Annotated in this window: 15 protein-coding genes; 6 read left to right on the forward strand and 9 right to left on the reverse strand. The window is 66.8% G+C overall.

The window, feature by feature from the left end; genetic code table 11:
- Positions 1-28 precede the first annotated feature (28 nt).
- Positions 29-1,834, forward strand: a complete 1,806-nt coding sequence (locus B9Y70_RS07635; protein WP_143337572.1) for a DUF2339 domain-containing protein — start codon at positions 29-31, stop codon at positions 1,832-1,834.
- Here the strand turns inward: B9Y70_RS07635 and uvrA are convergent.
- On the reverse strand, positions 1,810-4,659 hold the full coding sequence (uvrA, locus tag B9Y70_RS07640; RefSeq protein WP_085549679.1) for an excinuclease ABC subunit UvrA: 2,850 nt from the start codon (positions 4,657-4,659) through the stop codon (positions 1,810-1,812). The two genes, B9Y70_RS07635 and uvrA, sit on opposite strands and share 25 nt — an antisense overlap.
- 70 nt (positions 4,660-4,729) lie before the next feature.
- Between uvrA and B9Y70_RS07645 the strand changes: the two genes are divergently transcribed.
- From B9Y70_RS07645 to B9Y70_RS07660, 4 genes are all read left to right on the forward strand, one after another.
- Entirely contained in the window at positions 4,730-5,332 is a 603-nt protein-coding gene (locus tag B9Y70_RS07645) for an MBL fold metallo-hydrolase (protein ID WP_085549680.1), read from the forward strand.
- Between the two features lie 69 nt (positions 5,333-5,401).
- Complete coding sequence (locus tag B9Y70_RS07650) at positions 5,402-6,307, forward strand: DoxX family protein (RefSeq protein ID WP_085549855.1); 906 nt, start codon at positions 5,402-5,404, stop codon at positions 6,305-6,307.
- Between the two features lie 94 nt (positions 6,308-6,401).
- A complete protein-coding gene (locus B9Y70_RS07655) occupies positions 6,402-8,582 on the forward strand; it encodes a HelD family protein (protein WP_240309170.1) in 2,181 nt (726 codons plus the stop codon).
- 96 nt (positions 8,583-8,678) lie between these two features.
- The gene (locus B9Y70_RS07660; protein ID WP_085549681.1) at positions 8,679-10,523 is read left to right on the forward strand and encodes a GmrSD restriction endonuclease domain-containing protein; all 1,845 of its coding nucleotides are present in this window, start codon (positions 8,679-8,681) and stop codon (positions 10,521-10,523) included.
- A gap of 74 nt (positions 10,524-10,597) precedes the next feature.
- On the opposite strand, the gene B9Y70_RS07665 is transcribed toward B9Y70_RS07660, so the two are convergent.
- From B9Y70_RS07665 to uvrB, 3 genes are all read right to left on the reverse strand, one after another.
- Entirely contained in the window at positions 10,598-11,038 is a 441-nt protein-coding gene (locus B9Y70_RS07665; RefSeq protein ID WP_085549682.1) for a universal stress protein, read from the reverse strand.
- Between the two features lie 63 nt (positions 11,039-11,101).
- Positions 11,102-11,557, reverse strand: a complete 456-nt coding sequence (locus B9Y70_RS07670; RefSeq protein ID WP_085549683.1) for a universal stress protein — start codon at positions 11,555-11,557, stop codon at positions 11,102-11,104.
- Positions 11,558-11,566: 9 nt separating this feature from the next.
- Positions 11,567-13,654 (reverse strand): excinuclease ABC subunit UvrB, encoded by a 2,088-nt coding sequence (gene uvrB, locus B9Y70_RS07675; RefSeq protein ID WP_085549684.1) that lies wholly within the window; start codon positions 13,652-13,654, stop codon positions 11,567-11,569.
- 80 nt (positions 13,655-13,734) lie between these two features.
- Between uvrB and B9Y70_RS07680 the strand changes: the two genes are divergently transcribed.
- A complete protein-coding gene (locus tag B9Y70_RS07680) occupies positions 13,735-14,316 on the forward strand; it encodes a hypothetical protein (RefSeq protein WP_085549685.1) in 582 nt (193 codons plus the stop codon).
- On the opposite strand, the gene B9Y70_RS07685 is transcribed toward B9Y70_RS07680, so the two are convergent.
- The 5 genes from B9Y70_RS07685 to B9Y70_RS07705 form a co-directional block, all read right to left on the reverse strand.
- Positions 14,313-14,801, reverse strand: a complete 489-nt coding sequence (locus B9Y70_RS07685) for a heme-binding beta-barrel domain-containing protein (RefSeq protein WP_085549686.1) — start codon at positions 14,799-14,801, stop codon at positions 14,313-14,315. The genes B9Y70_RS07680 and B9Y70_RS07685 overlap by 4 nt on opposite strands.
- A 44-nt stretch (positions 14,802-14,845) precedes the next feature.
- Positions 14,846-15,445, reverse strand: a complete 600-nt coding sequence (locus tag B9Y70_RS07690) for a cation efflux transmembrane domain-containing protein (protein ID WP_085549857.1) — start codon at positions 15,443-15,445, stop codon at positions 14,846-14,848.
- A 1-nt stretch (position 15,446) separates the two neighbouring features.
- On the reverse strand, positions 15,447-15,809 hold the full coding sequence (locus B9Y70_RS07695; protein ID WP_085549687.1) for a DUF4259 domain-containing protein: 363 nt from the start codon (positions 15,807-15,809) through the stop codon (positions 15,447-15,449).
- 61 nt (positions 15,810-15,870) lie between these two features.
- Positions 15,871-16,464: a dephospho-CoA kinase gene (coaE, locus tag B9Y70_RS07700; RefSeq protein ID WP_085549688.1), complete on the reverse strand. Its 594-nt coding sequence runs from the start codon at positions 16,462-16,464 to the stop codon at positions 15,871-15,873.
- Positions 16,465-16,474: 10 nt separating this feature from the next.
- The gene (locus tag B9Y70_RS07705) at positions 16,475-18,466 is read right to left on the reverse strand and encodes a glucose PTS transporter subunit IIA (protein WP_085549689.1); all 1,992 of its coding nucleotides are present in this window, start codon (positions 18,464-18,466) and stop codon (positions 16,475-16,477) included.
- Positions 18,467-18,491 lie beyond the last annotated feature (25 nt).

Below are 18,491 nucleotides of genomic sequence, written 5' to 3' on the forward strand. Positions count from 1 at the left end.
CACCCAATCGCAGGCATAGGCTGTCCGCATGACGCCAGACCCCCGGGATTCCATGGAACTGCGCCTCACCCTCCGCAGACTGGAGGCCGCCGAAGCAGCGCTTGCCGACGCCCGCCGCTCCCTCAGCCAGCTCATCGACCGGCATAGTACCCCGGCTCCGGTCCCAGCACCCGCTCCGGCCCCGGTCCCCCAGCCGGCACCCGCCCCGATCCGCCCGCGCTACCCGGAGAAGCCCGCTAAGCCGCCCAGGCCCCCGGTTCCGACGGAGACGAAGGTCATCCGGGCGGTGGCGGTCGTGGGGTCGCTCATCACCGTCGCGGGTGTGGGTCTGGCGGTGGCTCTGGCCATCCAGGCGGGCCTGCTGGGGCCGCTGGGCCGCGTGCTGCTCTCGACGCTGCTGGCTGTCGCGCTGCTGGGTGCCGGCCTCTGGCTGGACGCTTATCGACGCCGCATCACCGACCGCGACACCGCCGGTATGGAGGCCGGTGTCACGGCGCTCGTCGTCACCGCGTGGCTGGTGTCGACGGTGATCCTGTGGGCTCTGGTGGAGATCCTCGAGTGGTGGCCGGTGTGGCTGGCGGTGGCCGTCCTCCTGGCGGTGTGGCTGGCGCTGCTGGCGGTCACCGAGGCCCGTGCCATGCGCTGGGTGGCGTTCTTCATGGGGCTGTCGATCATCGCGATCGTCCCCAACTTCTACAGCGCCCACCAGCCGACGACGTGGCTCGTCCTGCTGCTCCCGGTGTTGCTGCTGGCGCTCGTCCGCACCCCGCAGCGGATGCAGGTCCGCGTCGTCGCCGGAGTGATGGCACTGCTCGTGCAGCTGTGGCTGACGATGGAGGTCCTCGAGGTGTTCTTCGACACCCCGGAGGCTGCGTCCGTCGTCGCCGCTGTCGTGGCCGTGCTCTCCGCCCTGGCCTTCGCCGTCGTGACGCTGCGCTTCCCCGCGGAGGATGACCGAGCGGACCTGTTCACCACGTTCATCGTCCCTCTGGGCCTGCTGGTCCTGGCCGCACCGGTAGCCGCCGACACGTGGACCATATGGCTGCTCGTCCCCACGACGGTGGCACTGGCGGTGCTCGGCTACCGCCGGGAGCACCTCCTCGGTGTCGTCGGCGTATGCGCCACCGCCGTGGCCTTCGTGCTGGTGTGGTGGCTCACTCCCCCGTTCGGTGCGGGCGCGCTCATCGACGCCACCATCGTCGTCGCGCTCTTCTTCGTGGCGGCGATCCTCGCCGTCATCTGGCTGGACACCCGGGAGGAGACGCGGGTGGCCCCGTGGGCGTTCTGGCTGGGCGCAGCCCTGACGGTGACGTTCACCCTCTCGCGGAACGTGCTCACCAAGTCCCCGCTGTGGCTCACCGACCACATCGCTCTCGTGCAGGCGGGGCTCATCGCGGTCTTCCTCGGCGTGATGCTCTCCCGTCGGAAGGTGCTGGGCGGACTGCCGGTGTGGGCGCAGGTGGCCCTCGCCGTCGTCGGCCTGCACCTGTCGATGGTCACGGTTGTCACCGCCGCCACCTGGCTGGGCAGCGCCGTCGGCGGCACCGGCGGGATGTGGCTGGGCTACCTCATCGGCCACGCGCTGGTGAGCATCCTGTGGATGGTCCTGGCGGCCTGGATCCTGCTCGCCGCCCCGGGTCTGTCCGACCGGGCGTCCCTCGGCGCCGGCATGGTCCTCGCGGTGGCCGCGGTGGTGAAGCTGGTGTTCTTCGACCTCGGTACCCTCGAGGGCCTGCCGCGGGCCCTGGCGTTCCTCATCTCCGGTATCGCGCTGTTGGCGATGGCATCCCTGCGGACGCGCTCGAAGAGTCAGAGCACCTCGGCGAGGAACTGACCGGTGTAAGAGCCCTCCACCTTGGCGACATCCTCCGGGGTACCCTCGGCGACCACCCGGCCGCCACCGGAGCCACCCTCGGGGCCCATGTCGATGATCCAGTCAGCAGCCTTGATCACGTCGAGGTTGTGCTCGATGACGATGACCGAGTTGCCCTTATCCACCAGCCCCTGGATGACGAGCATGAGCTTGCGCACGTCCTCGAAGTGGAGGCCGGTGGTCGGCTCGTCGAGGATGTAGACGGTGCGGCCCTGCGAGCGCTTCTGCAGCTCGGACGCCAGCTTCACGCGCTGGGCCTCACCACCGGACAGGGTGGTCGCCGCCTGGCCGAGGCGGACGTAGCCGAGGCCGACGTCGACAAGCGTCTGGAGGTAGCGGTGGATCGAGCTGATCGGCTCGAAGAACTCGGCGGCCTCCGAGATCGGCATGTCGAGGACCTCGGCGATGGTCCTGCCCTTGTAGCGGACCTCGAGGGTTTCGCGGTTGTAGCGCGCGCCGTCGCAGACCTCGCACGGGACGTAGACGTCCGGCAGGAAGTTCATCTCGATCTTCAGGGTGCCGTCACCCTGGCAGGCCTCACACCGGCCGCCCTTGATGTTGAAGGAGAAGCGGCCGGCCTTGTATCCGCGGACCTTCGCCTCGGTGGTCTCGGCGAAGAGCTTGCGGATCTTGTCGAAGACACCCGTGTACGTCGCCGGGTTGGACCGCGGGGTGCGGCCGATCGGCGACTGGTCCACCTGGACGAGCTTGTCCAGGTGATCGGTGCCCTCCACGCGCTTGGCGCGGCCCGGCACCTGGCGGGCCTTGTTGAGCTCATTGGCCAGGGTCTTCGCCAGGATCTGGTTGACCAGGGTCGATTTTCCGGAGCCGGAGACACCCGTGACGCAGCACAGCACGCCGAGGGGGATGGACACGTCGATCCCCTGCAGATTGTTCTCCCGGGCGCCGACGACGGTGAGCTGACGCTCGGGGTCGACCACTCGTCGAGAAGCGGGGACGCCGAGCACGCGCCGACCGGCCAGGTAATCGCCGGTGATGGAGCCCTCGGCATCGTAGATGCCGGCCGGATCGCCCTGGTAGACGATCTCGCCGCCGTACTCGCCGGCCTTGGGGCCGATGTCGACGAGCCAGTCGGCCTCGCGGATCGTGTCCTCGTCGTGCTCGACGACGATGAGGGTGTTGCCGATGTCGCGCAGACGCTTGAGGGTGGCGATGAGCCGCTGGTTGTCGCGCTGGTGCAGGCCGATCGACGGCTCGTCGAGGACGTAGAGCACGCCCGCGAGGCCGGAACCGATCTGGGTGGCCAGGCGGATGCGCTGCGCCTCACCGCCCGAGAGGGTGCCCGCGGCGCGGTTGAGGGTGAGGTAGGACAGGCCGACGTCGAGGAGAAACTGCAGGCGGGCCTGCACCTCCTTGAGCACCGCTCCGGCGATCATCTCCTCCTTGCGGCCCAGGACCAGAGTGGAGAGGAACTCGCTGGCGTCCGCGATCGACAGCTCCGTGAGACCGGCGATGGACAGCGCACCCTGCGACTGCGATTCGAGGCGCACGGCGAGGATCTCCGGCTTGAGGCGCGCCCCCTGACACGTCGGGCAGGCGACCTCGCGGGTGTACGCGAGGAAACGGTCCTTCGACCACTCGCTCTCCACCGTGTCGATCTTGCGGTTGAGGTAGCCCATGACGCCCTCGAAGGGGGCGGTCCAGTTGCGGATGCGACCGTAGCGGTTCTTGTAGCGGACCGAGACCTCCGTGGAGGAACCGTGCACGAGCGCCTTGCGCTGCGCCGCCGAAAGCTCGCTGTACGGGGTCTCCGGGTCGAAGTCCAGCGCCTTCGCCAGACCCTCGACGAGCTTCTCGAAGTAGCCGGCGTTCGGGCTCGACGTCCACGGCTGCACGGCCCGGATCACGGGGGCGTCCGGGTCCGGGATGATGAGGTCGATGTCCACCTCGGTGCGGGTGCCCAGGCCGTCACACGCCGGGCAGGCGCCGTAGGGCGAGTTGAAGGAGAAGGCACGCGGCTCGAACTCGTCGATGTCGAGGGCGTGGCCGTTGGGGCAGGCCAGCTTCTCGGAGTAGAGGACGTAGCGCTCCGGATCATCCTCCGCGCGGCCGACGAACTCGAGGGCGACGAGGCCGTCCGCCAGGCCCAGGGCCGTCTCGACGGAATCGGTGAGGCGCTGCTTCTGCGACTCCTTGACCTGCAGGCGGTCGACCACGACGTCGATGTCGTGCTTGATCTGCTTCTTCAGCGTCGGCGGATCCGAGAGCTGGTGCACCTCGCCGTCGACCCGCACGCGGGCGAAACCCTGCGCCGCGAGGTCCTTGAACAGGTCGACGAACTCCCCCTTGCGGGTGCGCACCACCGGGGCGAGCACCTGGAACTTCATGCCCTCCTCGAGGGAGAGCACCTGGTCGACGATCTGCTGCGGGGTCTGGCGGGTGATCTTCTCGTCGCACACCGGGCAGTGGGCGGTACCCGCGCGGGAGAAGAGCAGACGCAGGTAGTCGTAGATCTCCGTGATCGTGCCCACCGTCGACCGCGGGTTGCGGTTCGTCGACTTCTGGTCGATCGAGACCGCCGGGGACAGTCCGTCGATGAAGTCGACGTCGGGCTTGTCCATCTGCCCGAGGAACATGCGCGCGTACGAGCTCAGCGACTCGACATAGCGCCGTTGCCCCTCGGCGAAGATCGTGTCGAACGCGAGCGAGGACTTGCCCGAGCCGGACAGTCCGGTGAACACCACCATGGTGTCGCGGGGCAGGTCGATGTCCACGCCCTTGAGGTTGTGCTCGCGTGCTCCACGCACGATGAGGCGGTCAGCCACTTGGTTCCTCCCGTTTCGATACTCCCTCGAACATACTACCGAGGGCGCGGACACCGCTACCCTGGGTGACATGACCGACAACCTCACCCTCCACCAGATCTCCGTCTCAGAGATGGACAACAACTGTTACCTCCTCGTCTCCGGCGACGAGGGCCTGCTCATCGACGCTGCGGACGACGCCCGCGCCCTCCTCTCCCTCGCGGAGGAGGCCGGGGCGCGCATCACCGCCGTGCTCACCACGCACCGCCACCCCGATCACCACCGGGCGCTCGTCGCGGTGCTGGAGGAGACCGGTGCCACCCATTACGCCCCCTTCCTCGACGCCCCCGCCCTCCCCGCCGACGTCGACGTCGAGCTCAACGACGGCGACACCCTGCCCTTCGCCGGGCACGAGTTCCCCGTCGCGATCCTCCGCGGCCACACCCCCGGCGGCGCCGCCCTCGCCGCGGAGATCGACGGCCAGACGCACCTCTTCGTCGGCGACAGCCTCTTCCCCGGCGGCCTGGGGAAAACGACATCGGAGAGCGACTTCGTCCGCCTGTTCAAGGACGTCACCGAGCGGATCTTCGAGAAGTTCGACGATGCCGCCATCGTGCACCCTGGCCACGGTGAAGGCACCACCCTGGGCGCCGAGCGTCCCCACCTGGATGACTGGTGGGAGCGTCGCTGGTGACGATTCGTCGCTACAGTGGAATAGGTACAAACCGTCGCATAGATCACGCATAAATCAAGGAGAACTATGATGATCCGCAAGATCGCCCGCCCCATGATCGCCTCCGTCTACATTGCCGACGGCGCCGACAGCCTGCTCAACACCTCCGAGCACACCGAGGCCGCTGAGACCCTCATCAAGCGCGCCCGCGCGATCCTCCCCCGCGAGTACGCGCGCCGCGTCCCGCGCGACCCGGAGCTCGTCGTCCGCGCGGTCGGCGGCACCAAGGTCGCCGCCGGTGGTGCCCTCGCCGTCGGTTTCCTCCCGCGCGTCTCCGCCACCGTGCTCGCCGCCACGGCCATTCCCACCATGATCTCCCGCCACGCCTTCTGGGAGACCCAGGACAAGGCCGAGCGCAGCGCCCGCCGCTCCGGTTTCCTCACCAACCTCGCCCTGCTCGGTGGTCTGTTCATCACCTCCGCCGACACCGCCGGCAAGCCGGGCCTGAAGTGGCGCGCCAACAAGGCCGCCGAGGTGACGAGCAAGAAGGTCCACAAGGCCCTGCCGAGCAAGTCCGAGACCGAGAAGTTCACCGACTCCGCCCGCGACTGGTTCGATGAGGCAACCGACAAGGTCACCGAGTACGCCCACCGCGCGCAGGACTACTACGAGGACAACAAGGACGACTGGAAGGACTCCGCCACCGCGACCGCCGCAGCCGCCACCACCGCGACCGCAGCCGCCGCCCACAAGGTGTCCGACTACTTCCAGGACAACAAGGACGACTGGCTGGCCGCCGCCCAGGACAACGCCAAGACCGCCCGTAAGGGCTTCGTCCAGGCCGCCGCCACCGCCCAGAAGCGTGCCGACGAGGCACTCGTCGCCGCCGAGAAGAAGTCCGGCCGCGCCGCCAAGCAGGCCCGCAAGAACGCCGACAAGCTGCAGTCCCGCGCGGACAAGGCCATCGGCAAGGCCCAGAAGAAGCTCGGCGTCTAGGACGTCCCCTGACCTGCCCCCGCCCGCTTCGGGTGGGGGCAGCGTCGATTCCGCTATCCTGGATGGTCCGTTCTTTCAGGAGGTTTCATCCCAGGTGAGCAGTAACAACGAGATCGCCCACGAGCAGGACTACGTTGACGACCTGTTCGCGCGTCTCGACGCCGAGGTCGCCGCCGCCAACGAGCGCCTGCGCAGCGTGCAGCTTGAGGTCGATCCGGCCAACCCGGACGCCGACGCCCTCATCCGCCGCGAGACCGAGTACCACGGCCTCAACGCCCGGCTCGACCGTCTCAATCTCGCCCAGCTCGGCCTGGTCTTCGGCCGCATCGACATCGACGATCCCGCCACCGAGCCCGAGAACCCCGTCCCCGGTGAGCCGCAGCTCGACCGCCGCTACATCGGCCGCATGGGCCTGGACGTCCGCGAGGAGGGTTACCGCACCCTGCTCCTCGACTGGCGCGTCCCCATGGCCCGCCCCTTCTACCTGGCCACCACCGCCCAGCCCGAGGGCGTGCACCTGCGCCGCCACATCCGCACGAAGGGCCGTGAGGTCACCGGCATCGACGACGAGTGGCTCTCAGGCCCGGGTGCCGGTGAAGGGCGCGAGGGCGTCGGCAGTGAGTCTGCGCTGTTCCAGGCGATGCAGGCGGCCCGCACGGGGCACATGAAGTCGATCGTCGAGACGATCCAGCGCGAGCAGGACCTCATCATCCGCGACGACACTCGCGGTGTCATGGTCGTCGAGGGCGGGCCCGGCACCGGCAAGACGGCCGTGGCGCTGCACCGCGTGGCCTACCTCCTCTACACCGCGCGCGAGCAGCTGTCGAAGACGGGCGTCCTCATCGTCGGCCCCAACTCGACCTTCCTCGAGTACATCTCCCGCGTCCTCCCCGAGCTCGGTGAGACGGGCGTCGTGCTGTCGACCATCGGCGACCTTTTCCCCGGCGTGTCCGGCACCGCCCCGGAATCACTCCTGACCAGGGAGATTAAAGGTTCCGAGGAGATGGTGACCATCCTCCGGGAGGCGGTCCTCGCCCACCAGACGCTTCCCGACGCCCCCGTCGAACTCCCCCACGGCTCGCTCCGCCTGCTTGTCGACGCCCCCATGGTCAAGGCCGCCCGCACCCGCGCCCGCCGCTCGCGTCGCCCCCACAACGAGGCCCGCGCCGTCTTCACCGAGCACCTCATCGACTCCCTCGCACGTCAGCTCGCCGACCGCATCGGCACCGACCCCCTCGGCGGGGAGAACCTGCTCTCCCGGGCGGACGTCGACCAGCTCCACGACGATCTGGCGGAGGAGGCGGGCGTCGAGAAGCTCGTCGACGACTACTGGCCCGAGCTCACCCCGGAGGACGTGCTGCGTGGGCTGCTGGAGTCGCCGGAGGCCATCGACGTCGCCGCCGCCGGCTACGACGACGAGACCCGGTCCGCGCTGCTGCGCCCCGCGGGTGCGCCGTGGGCCGCCTCCGACGCCGCGCTTCTCGACGAACTCGCCGTCCTCATCGGCCTCCCCGACCTCGACGAGGACGGCGCCACCACCGAGGACGACATCGAGGTCGCCCAGGACCTGCTCGACATCCTCGAGTCCTCGGCCTCCGTCGACGACGACGACCTCGGCGACATCTTCGACGCCGAGCACCTCGCCGCCACCGACGTCATCGACGCCAAGACCCTCGCCCAGCGTCAGATCATCCGCGACTCCCGCTCCACCGCCGAGCGCGCCCGCGAGGACCTGCAGTGGGCCTACGGCCACGTCATCGTCGACGAGGCGCAGGAACTCTCCCCCATGGAGTGGCGCATGGTGTTCCGCCGCAGCCCCGCCCGCTGGATGACCCTCGTCGGCGACACCGCCCAGACGGGCTCCCCCGCCGGCGTCGACACCTGGGACGCCACGCTGGAACCCTACGTGGGCACCCGCTTCCGCCACCACGAACTGACCGTCAACTACCGCACCCCCGTGGAGATCATGGAGGTGGCCAACGAGGTACTCGGCGTCATCGACCCGGCCGCCACCCCGGCCGTGGCCATCCGCGAATCCGGCCACCAGGTGCAGTGGCTGCCCAGCGGCGTCAAGCCCGAGGTGCGCGACGACGGGCTCACCCAGATCATCACCGCCGCCAACGTCGGCGAGATCAAGGGCCTCGAGTTCGACCACGTCATCGTGCTCGAACCGACCCAGATTGTGGAGGCCTCACCGCAGGGCTGGCAGGACCTCTACGTCGCCGTCACCCGCGCGACGCAGACGCTCACCGTCGTGGGTGAATGGCCCGTGTAGTTGTATTCACTTCAAGACCGCCACGAAAAGTACTTCTTTCAGCGAGGAAACCTATACTCAAGTGAATATATGAAACCGCAAAGGTAAGGAGCAGGTGTGGGTTTCCAGACTCCGATGTACACGTTGTCCCAGTATTTGGAGGAGACACGGTCCGGACGCATTCAACTACCGGATTTCCAACGTGGCTACAAGTGGGACGATGAGCGCATCCGACAACTCCTCATTACGGTTCTCCGCGGTCATCCGATGGGTGTGGTGATGCTCCTGGAGACGAATAACGCCCTGGTCCGCTTCAAACCCCGCCCCATCGCAGGCGTGGAACTGAAACCCGGTACGGAACCTGAAAAACTGCTTCTGGACGGACAGCAGCGACTGACCTCCCTCACTCAGGCCCTCACTGAGGACGGTGTCGTCCAGACCAAGGATGTTCGTGGCAAGCTGCTGGAGCGACGCTATTTCGTCCACATGGAGAGTGCCCTGGAGGACATCAACCGCATGGACGAGGCAGTCAGGTCAGTTCCCGCAGACGGCGTGATCAGGACAAATTTCGACCGCGACGTAGTCCTCGATCTGAGCACCCCTGACAAGCAGCGCGAGGCAGGATACTTCCCCCTGAATCTGCTTTTCGATCCCACAGGTTCCATGGAGTGGTTATTCGCCCTGGAGGACAAGAGCCTGGCCTTCTCTTTCATGGAGAACTTCGTCTCCCCCGCAGGAAAATACAACATCCCGGCCATCGAGCTTGATGCTGACACCGACAAGGCGGCAGTAGCCACAGTGTTTGAGAAGGTCAATATCGGTGGCCTTCCCTTGAACGTGTTCGAGCTCCTCACCGCGGTGTTCGCAGGTGACGGCGACTACTTTGCGGCCACCGGGTCCGACTTCCGTCTGAACGACGACTGGCAGGAAACCAGGCGACAGTGGGCTGACTACCCCGTGCTCGCCGGCGTCGAAAACACCGACTTCCTCCAGGCTGTGACCATGCTGGCCACTCGCGAGCGCCATCTCGCCAGTGAGTCCAGCCGCCCCCGGGCCATCTCAGCCAAGCGTGAGGATGTACTGAAACTGGAGCTGACCGACTACCTCAAGTGGCGGGACCCGCTGCGTGAAGCCTTCATCTGGGCCTCTGCATTCCTGGCTGACCGCCACATCTTCACCAGCCGAGATATCCCCTACCCCAAACAGCTGGTTCCGCTGGCCGCCATCAAGGTGGTCCTGGGGAACAGCGCCGACATGCACTCCGTCAGCGCCCGTCTATCCACGTGGTACTGGTCCGGGGTCCTGGGAGAGTTGTACGGCTCGGCCACCGAGACTCGTTTCGTCCGGGACATCGAAGCAGTACCAACCTGGGCTGTGAACCCGGAGAGCCCGACTCCCCGTACCATCCTGGACGCGAACTTCACTGAGTCCCGCCTGCATTCCATGCGCACCCGTAACTCCGCCGCCTACAAGGGGGTCGCGGCACTCGTCATGGCGGGCGATACCCGGGACTGGATGGAGGATAAACTCTTCGGAGCCGTGCAGCACAAGGACATGGCCGTTGACATCCACCACATTTTCCCCAAACGATGGTGCAACGAGAATGGAATCGATGACGAGCACCGCGAAAGCATCGTCAACAAAACCATGCTCGGGGCAAGGACCAACCGCATGATCGGTGGTGTCGCCCCCTCGTCCTACCTGCGCAAGATTGAGCGGGAAGCAGGAATCACGGAAGAGGAACTGGACCGTCTCCTCACGGCCCACCTCATCGATCCAAAGTATCTGCGTACCGACAACTTCGCCTCTTTTTTCAGCGCCCGCAGAGAGGAGCTGTGTCTGCTCATCGAATCGGTGCTGGACAAGAAGGTGCAGCGTGACATCAGCCAGGGCATCGCTGCCGAGGACTCGTCCCACTTCGAGGAGGAGGCCTTCATCGAGGCGACTCCTGAGGAGGCGTAGAAACAACACAGAAACGGCCCCGGAGAACACATCTCCGGGGCCGCATTCAGCTGCTACGCAGCGTCGATAAGCGATTAATCGACGGTGTGGACGATCATGACGTCACAGTCGGACTGGCGGGCGACGTCAGCCGGGACGGAGCCCAGCAGGCGGCCGGTCAGGGAGTTGATACCACGGTTACCCACGACGAGGAGGTCGGCGTTGTTCTCGTTGACGATGGCCATGAGCGCCTCGACCGGGGTGCCCGGGCGGACGGCCTTCTCGATCTTGGTGGCGCCGGCGGACTTGGCGGCCTCCTCACCGGCGGCGAGGTTCTTCTGGGCGGTCTCATCGCCGAGAATGGTGACGGAATCCTGACGCAGGGTCTTGGATGCGTCCTCGTTGTTCTCGTAGTAGGCGCAACCGATGATGAGGGTGGCGTCGAAGGCGGCGGCGATGGCGCCAGCGCGCTCGACGGCCAGCAGGGAGGACTTGGAGCCGTCAGTGCCGACGACGATCTTCTGGTAGGTGCTCATGAACCTCTCGGGACCTTTCCTCGGGGATGATTTGTTGACCGCCAGTTTAACAACGATTGTCGTCTAAATCCGGTCCTGTGCGGTATTCACGATCATGACGTTGACCGTGGAGTTGCGCACTACCTCAGTGGGGATGTTGCCGAAGACACGGCCGGTGAGGGTATTCACGCCCTTATTGCCCACGACCAGCAGGTCCACGCCGAGATCGGCGACCTCCTTGGTGAGCGCCGCGGCGGGGGCACCCGCGATCTTCCGCAGCTCGACGCGGGTGGCTCCCTCCTCCTCCGCGACCCCCTGAGCGGTGCGGAGGTGCTCCTCGGCGACGTCCTCCTCGACGATCGGGACGGAGGAGACGTCGGAGTGCGGGGCGTTGAGCAGGGATCCGGAGGCGGCGTACCAGGCTGACATGATGATCAGTTCGGCGTCGTACACGCGGGCCAGGCTGGCGGCGGCGCGGACGGCCTCGAGGGAGGAATCGGAACCGTCGGTTCCCACGGCGATCTTGGTGTAATTGATCATACGAACATCCTACATCCCGGCGTCCTTCAGGCCCCGCACCTCCTTCCGCAGCTCGGCGATCTCGTCGCGCAGGCGGCCGGCCAGCTCGAACTTGAGCTCGCGGGCGGCGGCACCCATCTGGGCGGTGAGGTCGTCGATGAGCTTCTGCACCTGCTCGGCGGGCATGTCCTCGACGTTGCGCTTCTCGACGACCGCCACGTCCCCCGCCTCCCCGGAGTCCGCGGTCTCGTAGACCTGGTCGAGGATGTCGGCGATCTTCTTCCGTAGCGGCTGCGGGTCGATTCCGTGTTCTTCGTTGTAGGCGATCTGCTTTTCGCGGCGGCGCTCGGTCTCCTCGATGGCGTGCTGCATGGAGTCGGTGATCTTGTCGGCGTACATGATGACCTCGCCGGAGACGTTTCGTGCCGCACGGCCGATGGTCTGGATGAGCGAGGTGGTGGAGCGCAGGAAACCCTCCTTGTCGGCGTCGAGGATGGCGACCAGCGAGACCTCCGGCAGGTCGAGGCCCTCACGCAGGAGGTTGATGCCGACGAGGACGTCGAACTCGCCGAGGCGCAGCTGGCGGAGCAGCTCAACGCGCTGCAGGGTGTCGATGTCGGAGTGCAGGTAGCGGACCTTCACCCCGTTCTCCAGGAGATAGTCGGTGAGGTCCTCGGCCATCTTCTTGGTCAGCGTGGTCACCAGGACGCGCTCGTTCTTCGCGGTGCGCTCGCGGATCTCGTGGATGAGGTCGTCGATCTGGCCCTGCGTCGGCTTGACGGTGACCTTGGGGTCGACGAGACCGGTCGGGCGGATGACCTGCTCGACGAACTCGCCGCCGGCGGCCGCCATCTCGTAGCTGCCCGGCGTCGCGGAGAGATAGACCGTCTGGCCGACGCGCGCCTCGAACTCCTCCCAGGTCAGGGGGCGGTTGTCCATGGCGGACGGCAGGCGGAAACCGAACTCCACGAGGTTGCGCTTGCGCGACATGTCGCCCTCGAACATGCCGCCGATCTGCGGGACGGTGACGTGCGACTCGTCGATGATCGTGAGGAAGTCCTCGGGGAAGTAGTCGATGAGCGTCGCCGGCGCCGTGCCCGGGCCGCGGCCGTCGATGTGGCGCGAGTAGTTCTCGATGCCCGAACAGAAACCCACCTGCTCGATCATCTCCAGGTCATACTCTGTGCGCATGCGCAGGCGCTGCGCCTCGAGCAGCTTGCCGCGATTCTCCAGGTCGGCGAGCCGCTCGGCGAGCTCCTCCTTGATGTCCGCGACGGCCTTCTCCATGCGCTCCGGCCCGGCGACGTAGTGGGTGGCCGGGAAGATGCGGACCTCATCCACCTGGCGGATGACGTCGCCCGTGAGCGGGTGGATGTAGTACAGGGCGTCGATCTCGTCGCCGAAGAACTCGACGCGCACCGCCAGCTCCTCGTACGCCGGGATGATGTCGACGGTGTCACCCTTCACGCGGAAGGTACCGCGCTGGAAGGCGATGTCGTTACGGTCGTACTGGATGTCGACCAGCAGACGCAGGAAGCGGTCGCGCTCGACCTCCTCTCCCACCGCCAGGACCACGGACCGGTCGAGGTAGGATTGCGGGGTACCGAGGCCGTAGATGCAGGACACGGACGAGACCACCACGACGTCGCGACGCGACAACAGCGAGGACGTCGCCGAGTGACGCAGACGCTCAACATCCTCGTTGATCGACGAGTCCTTCTCGATGTAGGTGTCCGTCTGCGCGATGTACGCCTCCGGCTGGTAGTAGTCGTAGTAACTGACGAAGTACTCCACCGAGTTGTTCGGCAGCAACTGCCGCAGCTCATTGGCCAGCTGCGCCGCCAGCGTCTTGTTCGGTGCCATGACCAGCGTCGGACGCTGCTGCTTCTCGATTAGCCACGCCGCCGTCGCCGACTTACCCGTGCCCGTCGCACCGAGCAGGACCACGTCCTTCTCCCCGCGCGAGAGCCGCTCGTCGAGTTCCTTGATCGCCTGCGGCTGATCACCCGCCGGCTCGTAGTCGGAGATGACCTCGAATTGCCCGTCGCTGCGCTCGATCTCGCCCACCGGGCGGTGCTCCGAATGAGAGAGGACGGGTTGTTCTGCTGCGAAAGCCATGTGTCCAGGGTACGCGGTTTCCGGCATCGCTTATCGACGAGCTCCTTCCGCCCGCAGCCGGAAATTGTTACGGTTTTCCTATGACACCCATCACATCACTTCCCCGCATCCTCGGTGTCGCGCTGCTCGCGGCGACGCTCACCGCCTGCGCGGGTGACAGCAACGAGGCCACTCCCGAGACGGTCGAGGTCACCGTCACCGACGAGGCCACGATCTCCCCGACCGAGCCGCCCGCAGAGTCCGCGGAACCGTCGATGGGTATCCCGGGCAGTTCGTTCGTCGACCAGATTTCCGCCGTCCCGGAGACCGACGCGGCGCCCTACTCGTCGAGCCACATCATGCCGCAGCAGCCGGGCTGGCAATTCGTCGGCCCGGACGGCACCTACTGCGAGATGTACTCGGAGGATTCCGTGCTGGCCATGTGCACCCACCAGGGTGAGGGCGACATCAACGCCGTGTCTGTCCGCCAGGGTGAACCGGCGACCACGCACAACGCCAACCGCATCTTCATGGCGACGGAGAACACGCAGCCGCTCCAGCCCGGTCAGCGAATCACGACGGGCCCCGTCTCCTGCGCGGTGGCGGAGGGCGAGACCCGGGTGATGTGTGCGGTGGACTTCTACAGCTTCGCCGTCAGCACGGACGGCGTCGAGCTGGGTTAGAAGAACTTCGACAGGTCGCTCACCAGGTGCTGCTGCATCTCCTGCCCGACGGCGGCCATGTCGAACTCGGTGTGCACCGAGGAGCGCAGCGCGTTGAAGACGTAGGTGCGGGTGGTGGCGTCGACCTGCTTGGCGGTCGGAGAGTTGACCACCTCGGACTGGTCGAAGTGGAGTCGGAGGGTGCCGTCCTCCTTCTCCTCGTAGGTGCCCTGGAGCAGTTCGGTCTGTCCGGTGGGCTGGGCGATGACGAACTCGAGGCGGTTGTCCCCGACGGGGCGGAGGAAGCCGAGTTCGGTGTGCATCGGGGCGCCGTCCGGACTGGCGGTCTTCTGCTCGTAGCGCAGGAACGGCTTGCCGGGGATCGCGTCGAAGGAGATCGTCTCGGTGTAGTCGAAGTCGGAGATCGTCGGGAAGTGGCCGCGGCCGAGGCCGTTCCAGGTGCCGACGATGGACGTGAGGGGCTGCACAAGCGGGTGAAGGTTCATGGGCACGATGATATGCCAGAAACCGACCGTGCGTTCAGGAAAAGCTAGTCGATGTCCTCACCGGCGAGGGCTTTGGCAGCCAGCTGTTCCTCGGTGGCGACCTCCCACACTTCCTTCGCCGCCGCCGCGTTGAGCAGGATGATGAGCACGCCGAGCACGATGTCGGGCCATCCGGAGAGAGTCCATGCGGTGACCAGTCCCATGCCGATGATGGCGATGTTGATGAGCACGTCGTTGCGGGCGGCGAGGAATGCCGCCACCCCGAGTGAGCCGCCGTGCTGCCGGAGACGGACGAGCAGGAGGGCACACACGAGGTTGACCACGGCCGCCCCACCGGCGGTGAGCACGAGCGGCCACACGTCGGGTGCCACCGGATCCTGCGCCTTCACCACCGCCTGCCATCCGGCGACGAGCGCCGGGACGAGGATGATGAGGGCGGCGACCTTACCGGCGAGGGCACGTCGGGACGCCGCCCATCCGAGCGCCATGAAGATGAGCAGGTTGACGGCGGTGTCCTCGAGGAAGTCCACCGAGTCGGCCAGCAGCGAGACTGAACCGATGGACAGCGCCACCGCGAACTCCACGAAGAAGTAGGCGAAGTTCAGGCCCGCGACGAGCAGGACGACCCGCCGCAGGGCCCCGATGTCAGACGAGCTGGACGTGGGACTTCGCCTTCCATTCGAGGAGCTCCTCCTGGCCGCTCTCGGCCCACAGCTCGGCGAGCTCGGAGACGGCACCGTCGGAGAGCACGGCCTCGAGGCACTGGCGCAGGCGCTCCCGGGTCTCGGGGGTGCGCAGGGACTGCAGGTGCGACTCGTCGATGCCTTCGGGCACGTCGCCGGCGGCGAGGTGCGCCATGGCGATGATCATCGCGCCCTGGTCGGCCTCGATGTAGCGGTGGCCGACGTCGGGCAGCAGTTCGTCGAAGTAGATATGGCCCTCGCGGATGTCGTCGAGGAGTTCCGCGGCGTCATCGTTGTCGAACGGTCCGGTGTTCCAGGTTCCCATGCTGCACCACTGTAGTCGCCATGCTTATCGACGTCCCGCGGACCCTTGCTCACTGTCGGGATCAGAGGCTGATCTGGTCGACCAGTGCCTGCACCTGCGGCTCGAGCTTCTCGCGCAGACCGTTGTTGTCGATGACGACGTCCGCCACTGCCAGCCGCTCCTCGTCGGTGGCCTGCGCCGCGATGCGGCGGCGCACGTCCGCCTCGTCGAGGCCGCGGCCGTTCACCAGACGCTCAATACGCTTCTCGACGTCCACGTGGACCACCACGACCAGGTCCATGTCCTCGTGCTGCCCCTTCTCCACGAGCAGCGGCATGTCGTAGATGACGGCCGGCTCGCCGTCGTCACGCGCGTCGTCGATGAGCTCGTCGCGCAGCGCCATGATCCGGGGGTGGGTGATGTCGTTGAGCCGCTGCGTGGCGTCCTCGGAGGCGAAGGCGCGGGCCGCGAGCTCACCGCGGTTGAGCGTCCCGTCGGCGTGGAGGATGTCGGCACCGAACGCGTCGGCCAGCTCAGCCAGGGCCGGCTGTCCGGGTTCGACGACGTCGCGGGCGAGTTGGTCGGCGTCGATGACGGGCAGGCCGTGGGAACGCAGGAGATCGGCAACGGAGGTCTTTCCGCTGCCGATCCCGCCGGTGAGTCCGATGATCTTCATGGCCCCGATACTAGGCCTGTTCCTCCTTCGGGGTGACGGTGATGATCGACTCGCCCGCCGCGGCCTCCGGATGACCCTCGACGGAGGCGAACTTGCGGGTGTTGGACACGAGCACCGGGGTGATCGCCGGGTAGCCGGCGGCCTCGATGGCGGCGCGGTCGAAACGGATGAGCGGCGTACCGGCCGTCACCTCCTGCTTCTTCTCGACGAGCACCTCGAAGCCCTCGCCGCCCATCTGCACGGTGTCGATGCCGATGTGGATGAGCAGGTCGACACCGCCCTCCAGGCGCAGGCCGACGGCGTGGCCGGACTTCTGCACGGTGAGGACCTTGCCGTCGGCCGGGGCGACGACGGTGTCCCCGCTCGGGTCGATGGCGACGCCGTTGCCCAGGGCACCGCCGGCGAAGGCGGCGTCGGGAACCTCGCTGAGCGGGAGGACGCGGCCCTCGAGCGGAGCGGTGATCTCGGTCCGGGTCAGCGTCGCGACGCCACCGGCGGTGGCGGCACCGGCGACCGGGGCGGACGCGGCGTCGATACGCGCGTCCTCGGCCTCGGAGGCGGCGGTGCGCTCAGCCTCGATCTGGGCGAGGATCTCGGCCTTCTCCTCCTTACCGCGGTAGTCGAAGAAGATGACCAGGAACATGGAGGTGAAGAACGCGGCGGCGATACCCAGGACGTAACCCAGCCACGGGTCCATCGCCGGGATGGTGAGCAGGGAGGTGAACACGAAGGCGTAGGCCTTGATGTTGAAGATGCCCATGACCACACCGCCGACGAAACAGCCCGGCAGCAGGCGCATGTAGGTCTTACGGAAGCGCAGGAGCACGCCGTAGAGGCTCGGCTCGGAGATACCACCCAGCAGGCCGGCCATCATGCCGCCGAGGGAGACCTGGCGCATGGCCTTGTTGCGCTCCTTCATGGAGACGACGAGCACGCCGGTTACCACGCCGAAGCAGGCGAAGTTCCACGCGCCCATGGGGCCCTGGATGATGTCGAAACCCTGGGTGCTGATGTTCTGGATCATGATCGCGTTGAGCGGCCAGTGCAGACCCAGCGGCACAAGGAACGGGTAGAGCAGCGGGATGAGGATGGAGAGGATGAACGGCGAGAAGTCGTTGACCGCGGTCAGCAGGTTGGAGATGCCGTTACCGACGCCGATGCCGAACGGGCCGAGCAGGAACGCCGTCGCCGGGATCATGATGAGCAGCGAGAAGAACGGCACGAACACCATGTGCACCGCGGAGGGGATGATCTTCTTCAGCAGCTTCTCCACCCAGAACAGGCCGATCGCTGCGATGAGCGGCGGGAACACCTGGCCGGAGTAGTCGTTGAGGACCATCGGCAGGCCGAAGACCGTGACGGTGTCGCCGGCGGCACCGAGCGCCAGGAACTCCGGCGTGAGCAGCGCGGCCGGGATGGCGGCACCCACCCACTCATTGGCCCCGAGCTTCCGGGCGGCCGTCGCACCGACCATGATCGGCAGGAAGTAGAACACGGAGCGCCACATGGCGTGCATGAACACATAGGTGTCGGGCTGCTCGTCCATGGGTGCGCGGAAGTCCTGCAGGCCGAAGGTGTCGGCCAGCACCAGCAGGGTGATGATGAGCGACGCACCCAGCAGCGCCCACAGGATCGGGCGGAACGTGTCGGAGAGGAACTCGAAGGCGTAGTCCACCCACGAGTACTTTCCACGCACTCCCCCGTAGTCCTTGCTTGTCGACGCCGCCTTCGCCCCGCCGTCCTGCTGGACGCCCGGTTCCTTGAGCATCGCCTGATAGAAATCCGCGACGCCGCCGCCCATGATCACCTGCAGGCCGGTGGTGCCCTGCTTCACGACGCCGAGGACCGCCGGATCGGATTCCAGCGCCTCCTGGTCGACGAGGGACTGGTCATTGAGTTGCATGCGGAGTCGGGTCGCACAGTGGGTCAGTGAGGAGATATTCTCCGCCCCACCGATCTGTTTGATGATGTGTTGCGCCGTTGTCGTGGTTGTGGACGCCATGGACGCTGTCCTTTCGGATGTCAGA

Source organism: Corynebacterium pollutisoli, from assembly GCF_900177745.1.
In the GTDB taxonomy this organism is placed as follows: domain Bacteria; phylum Actinomycetota; class Actinomycetes; order Mycobacteriales; family Mycobacteriaceae; genus Corynebacterium; species Corynebacterium pollutisoli.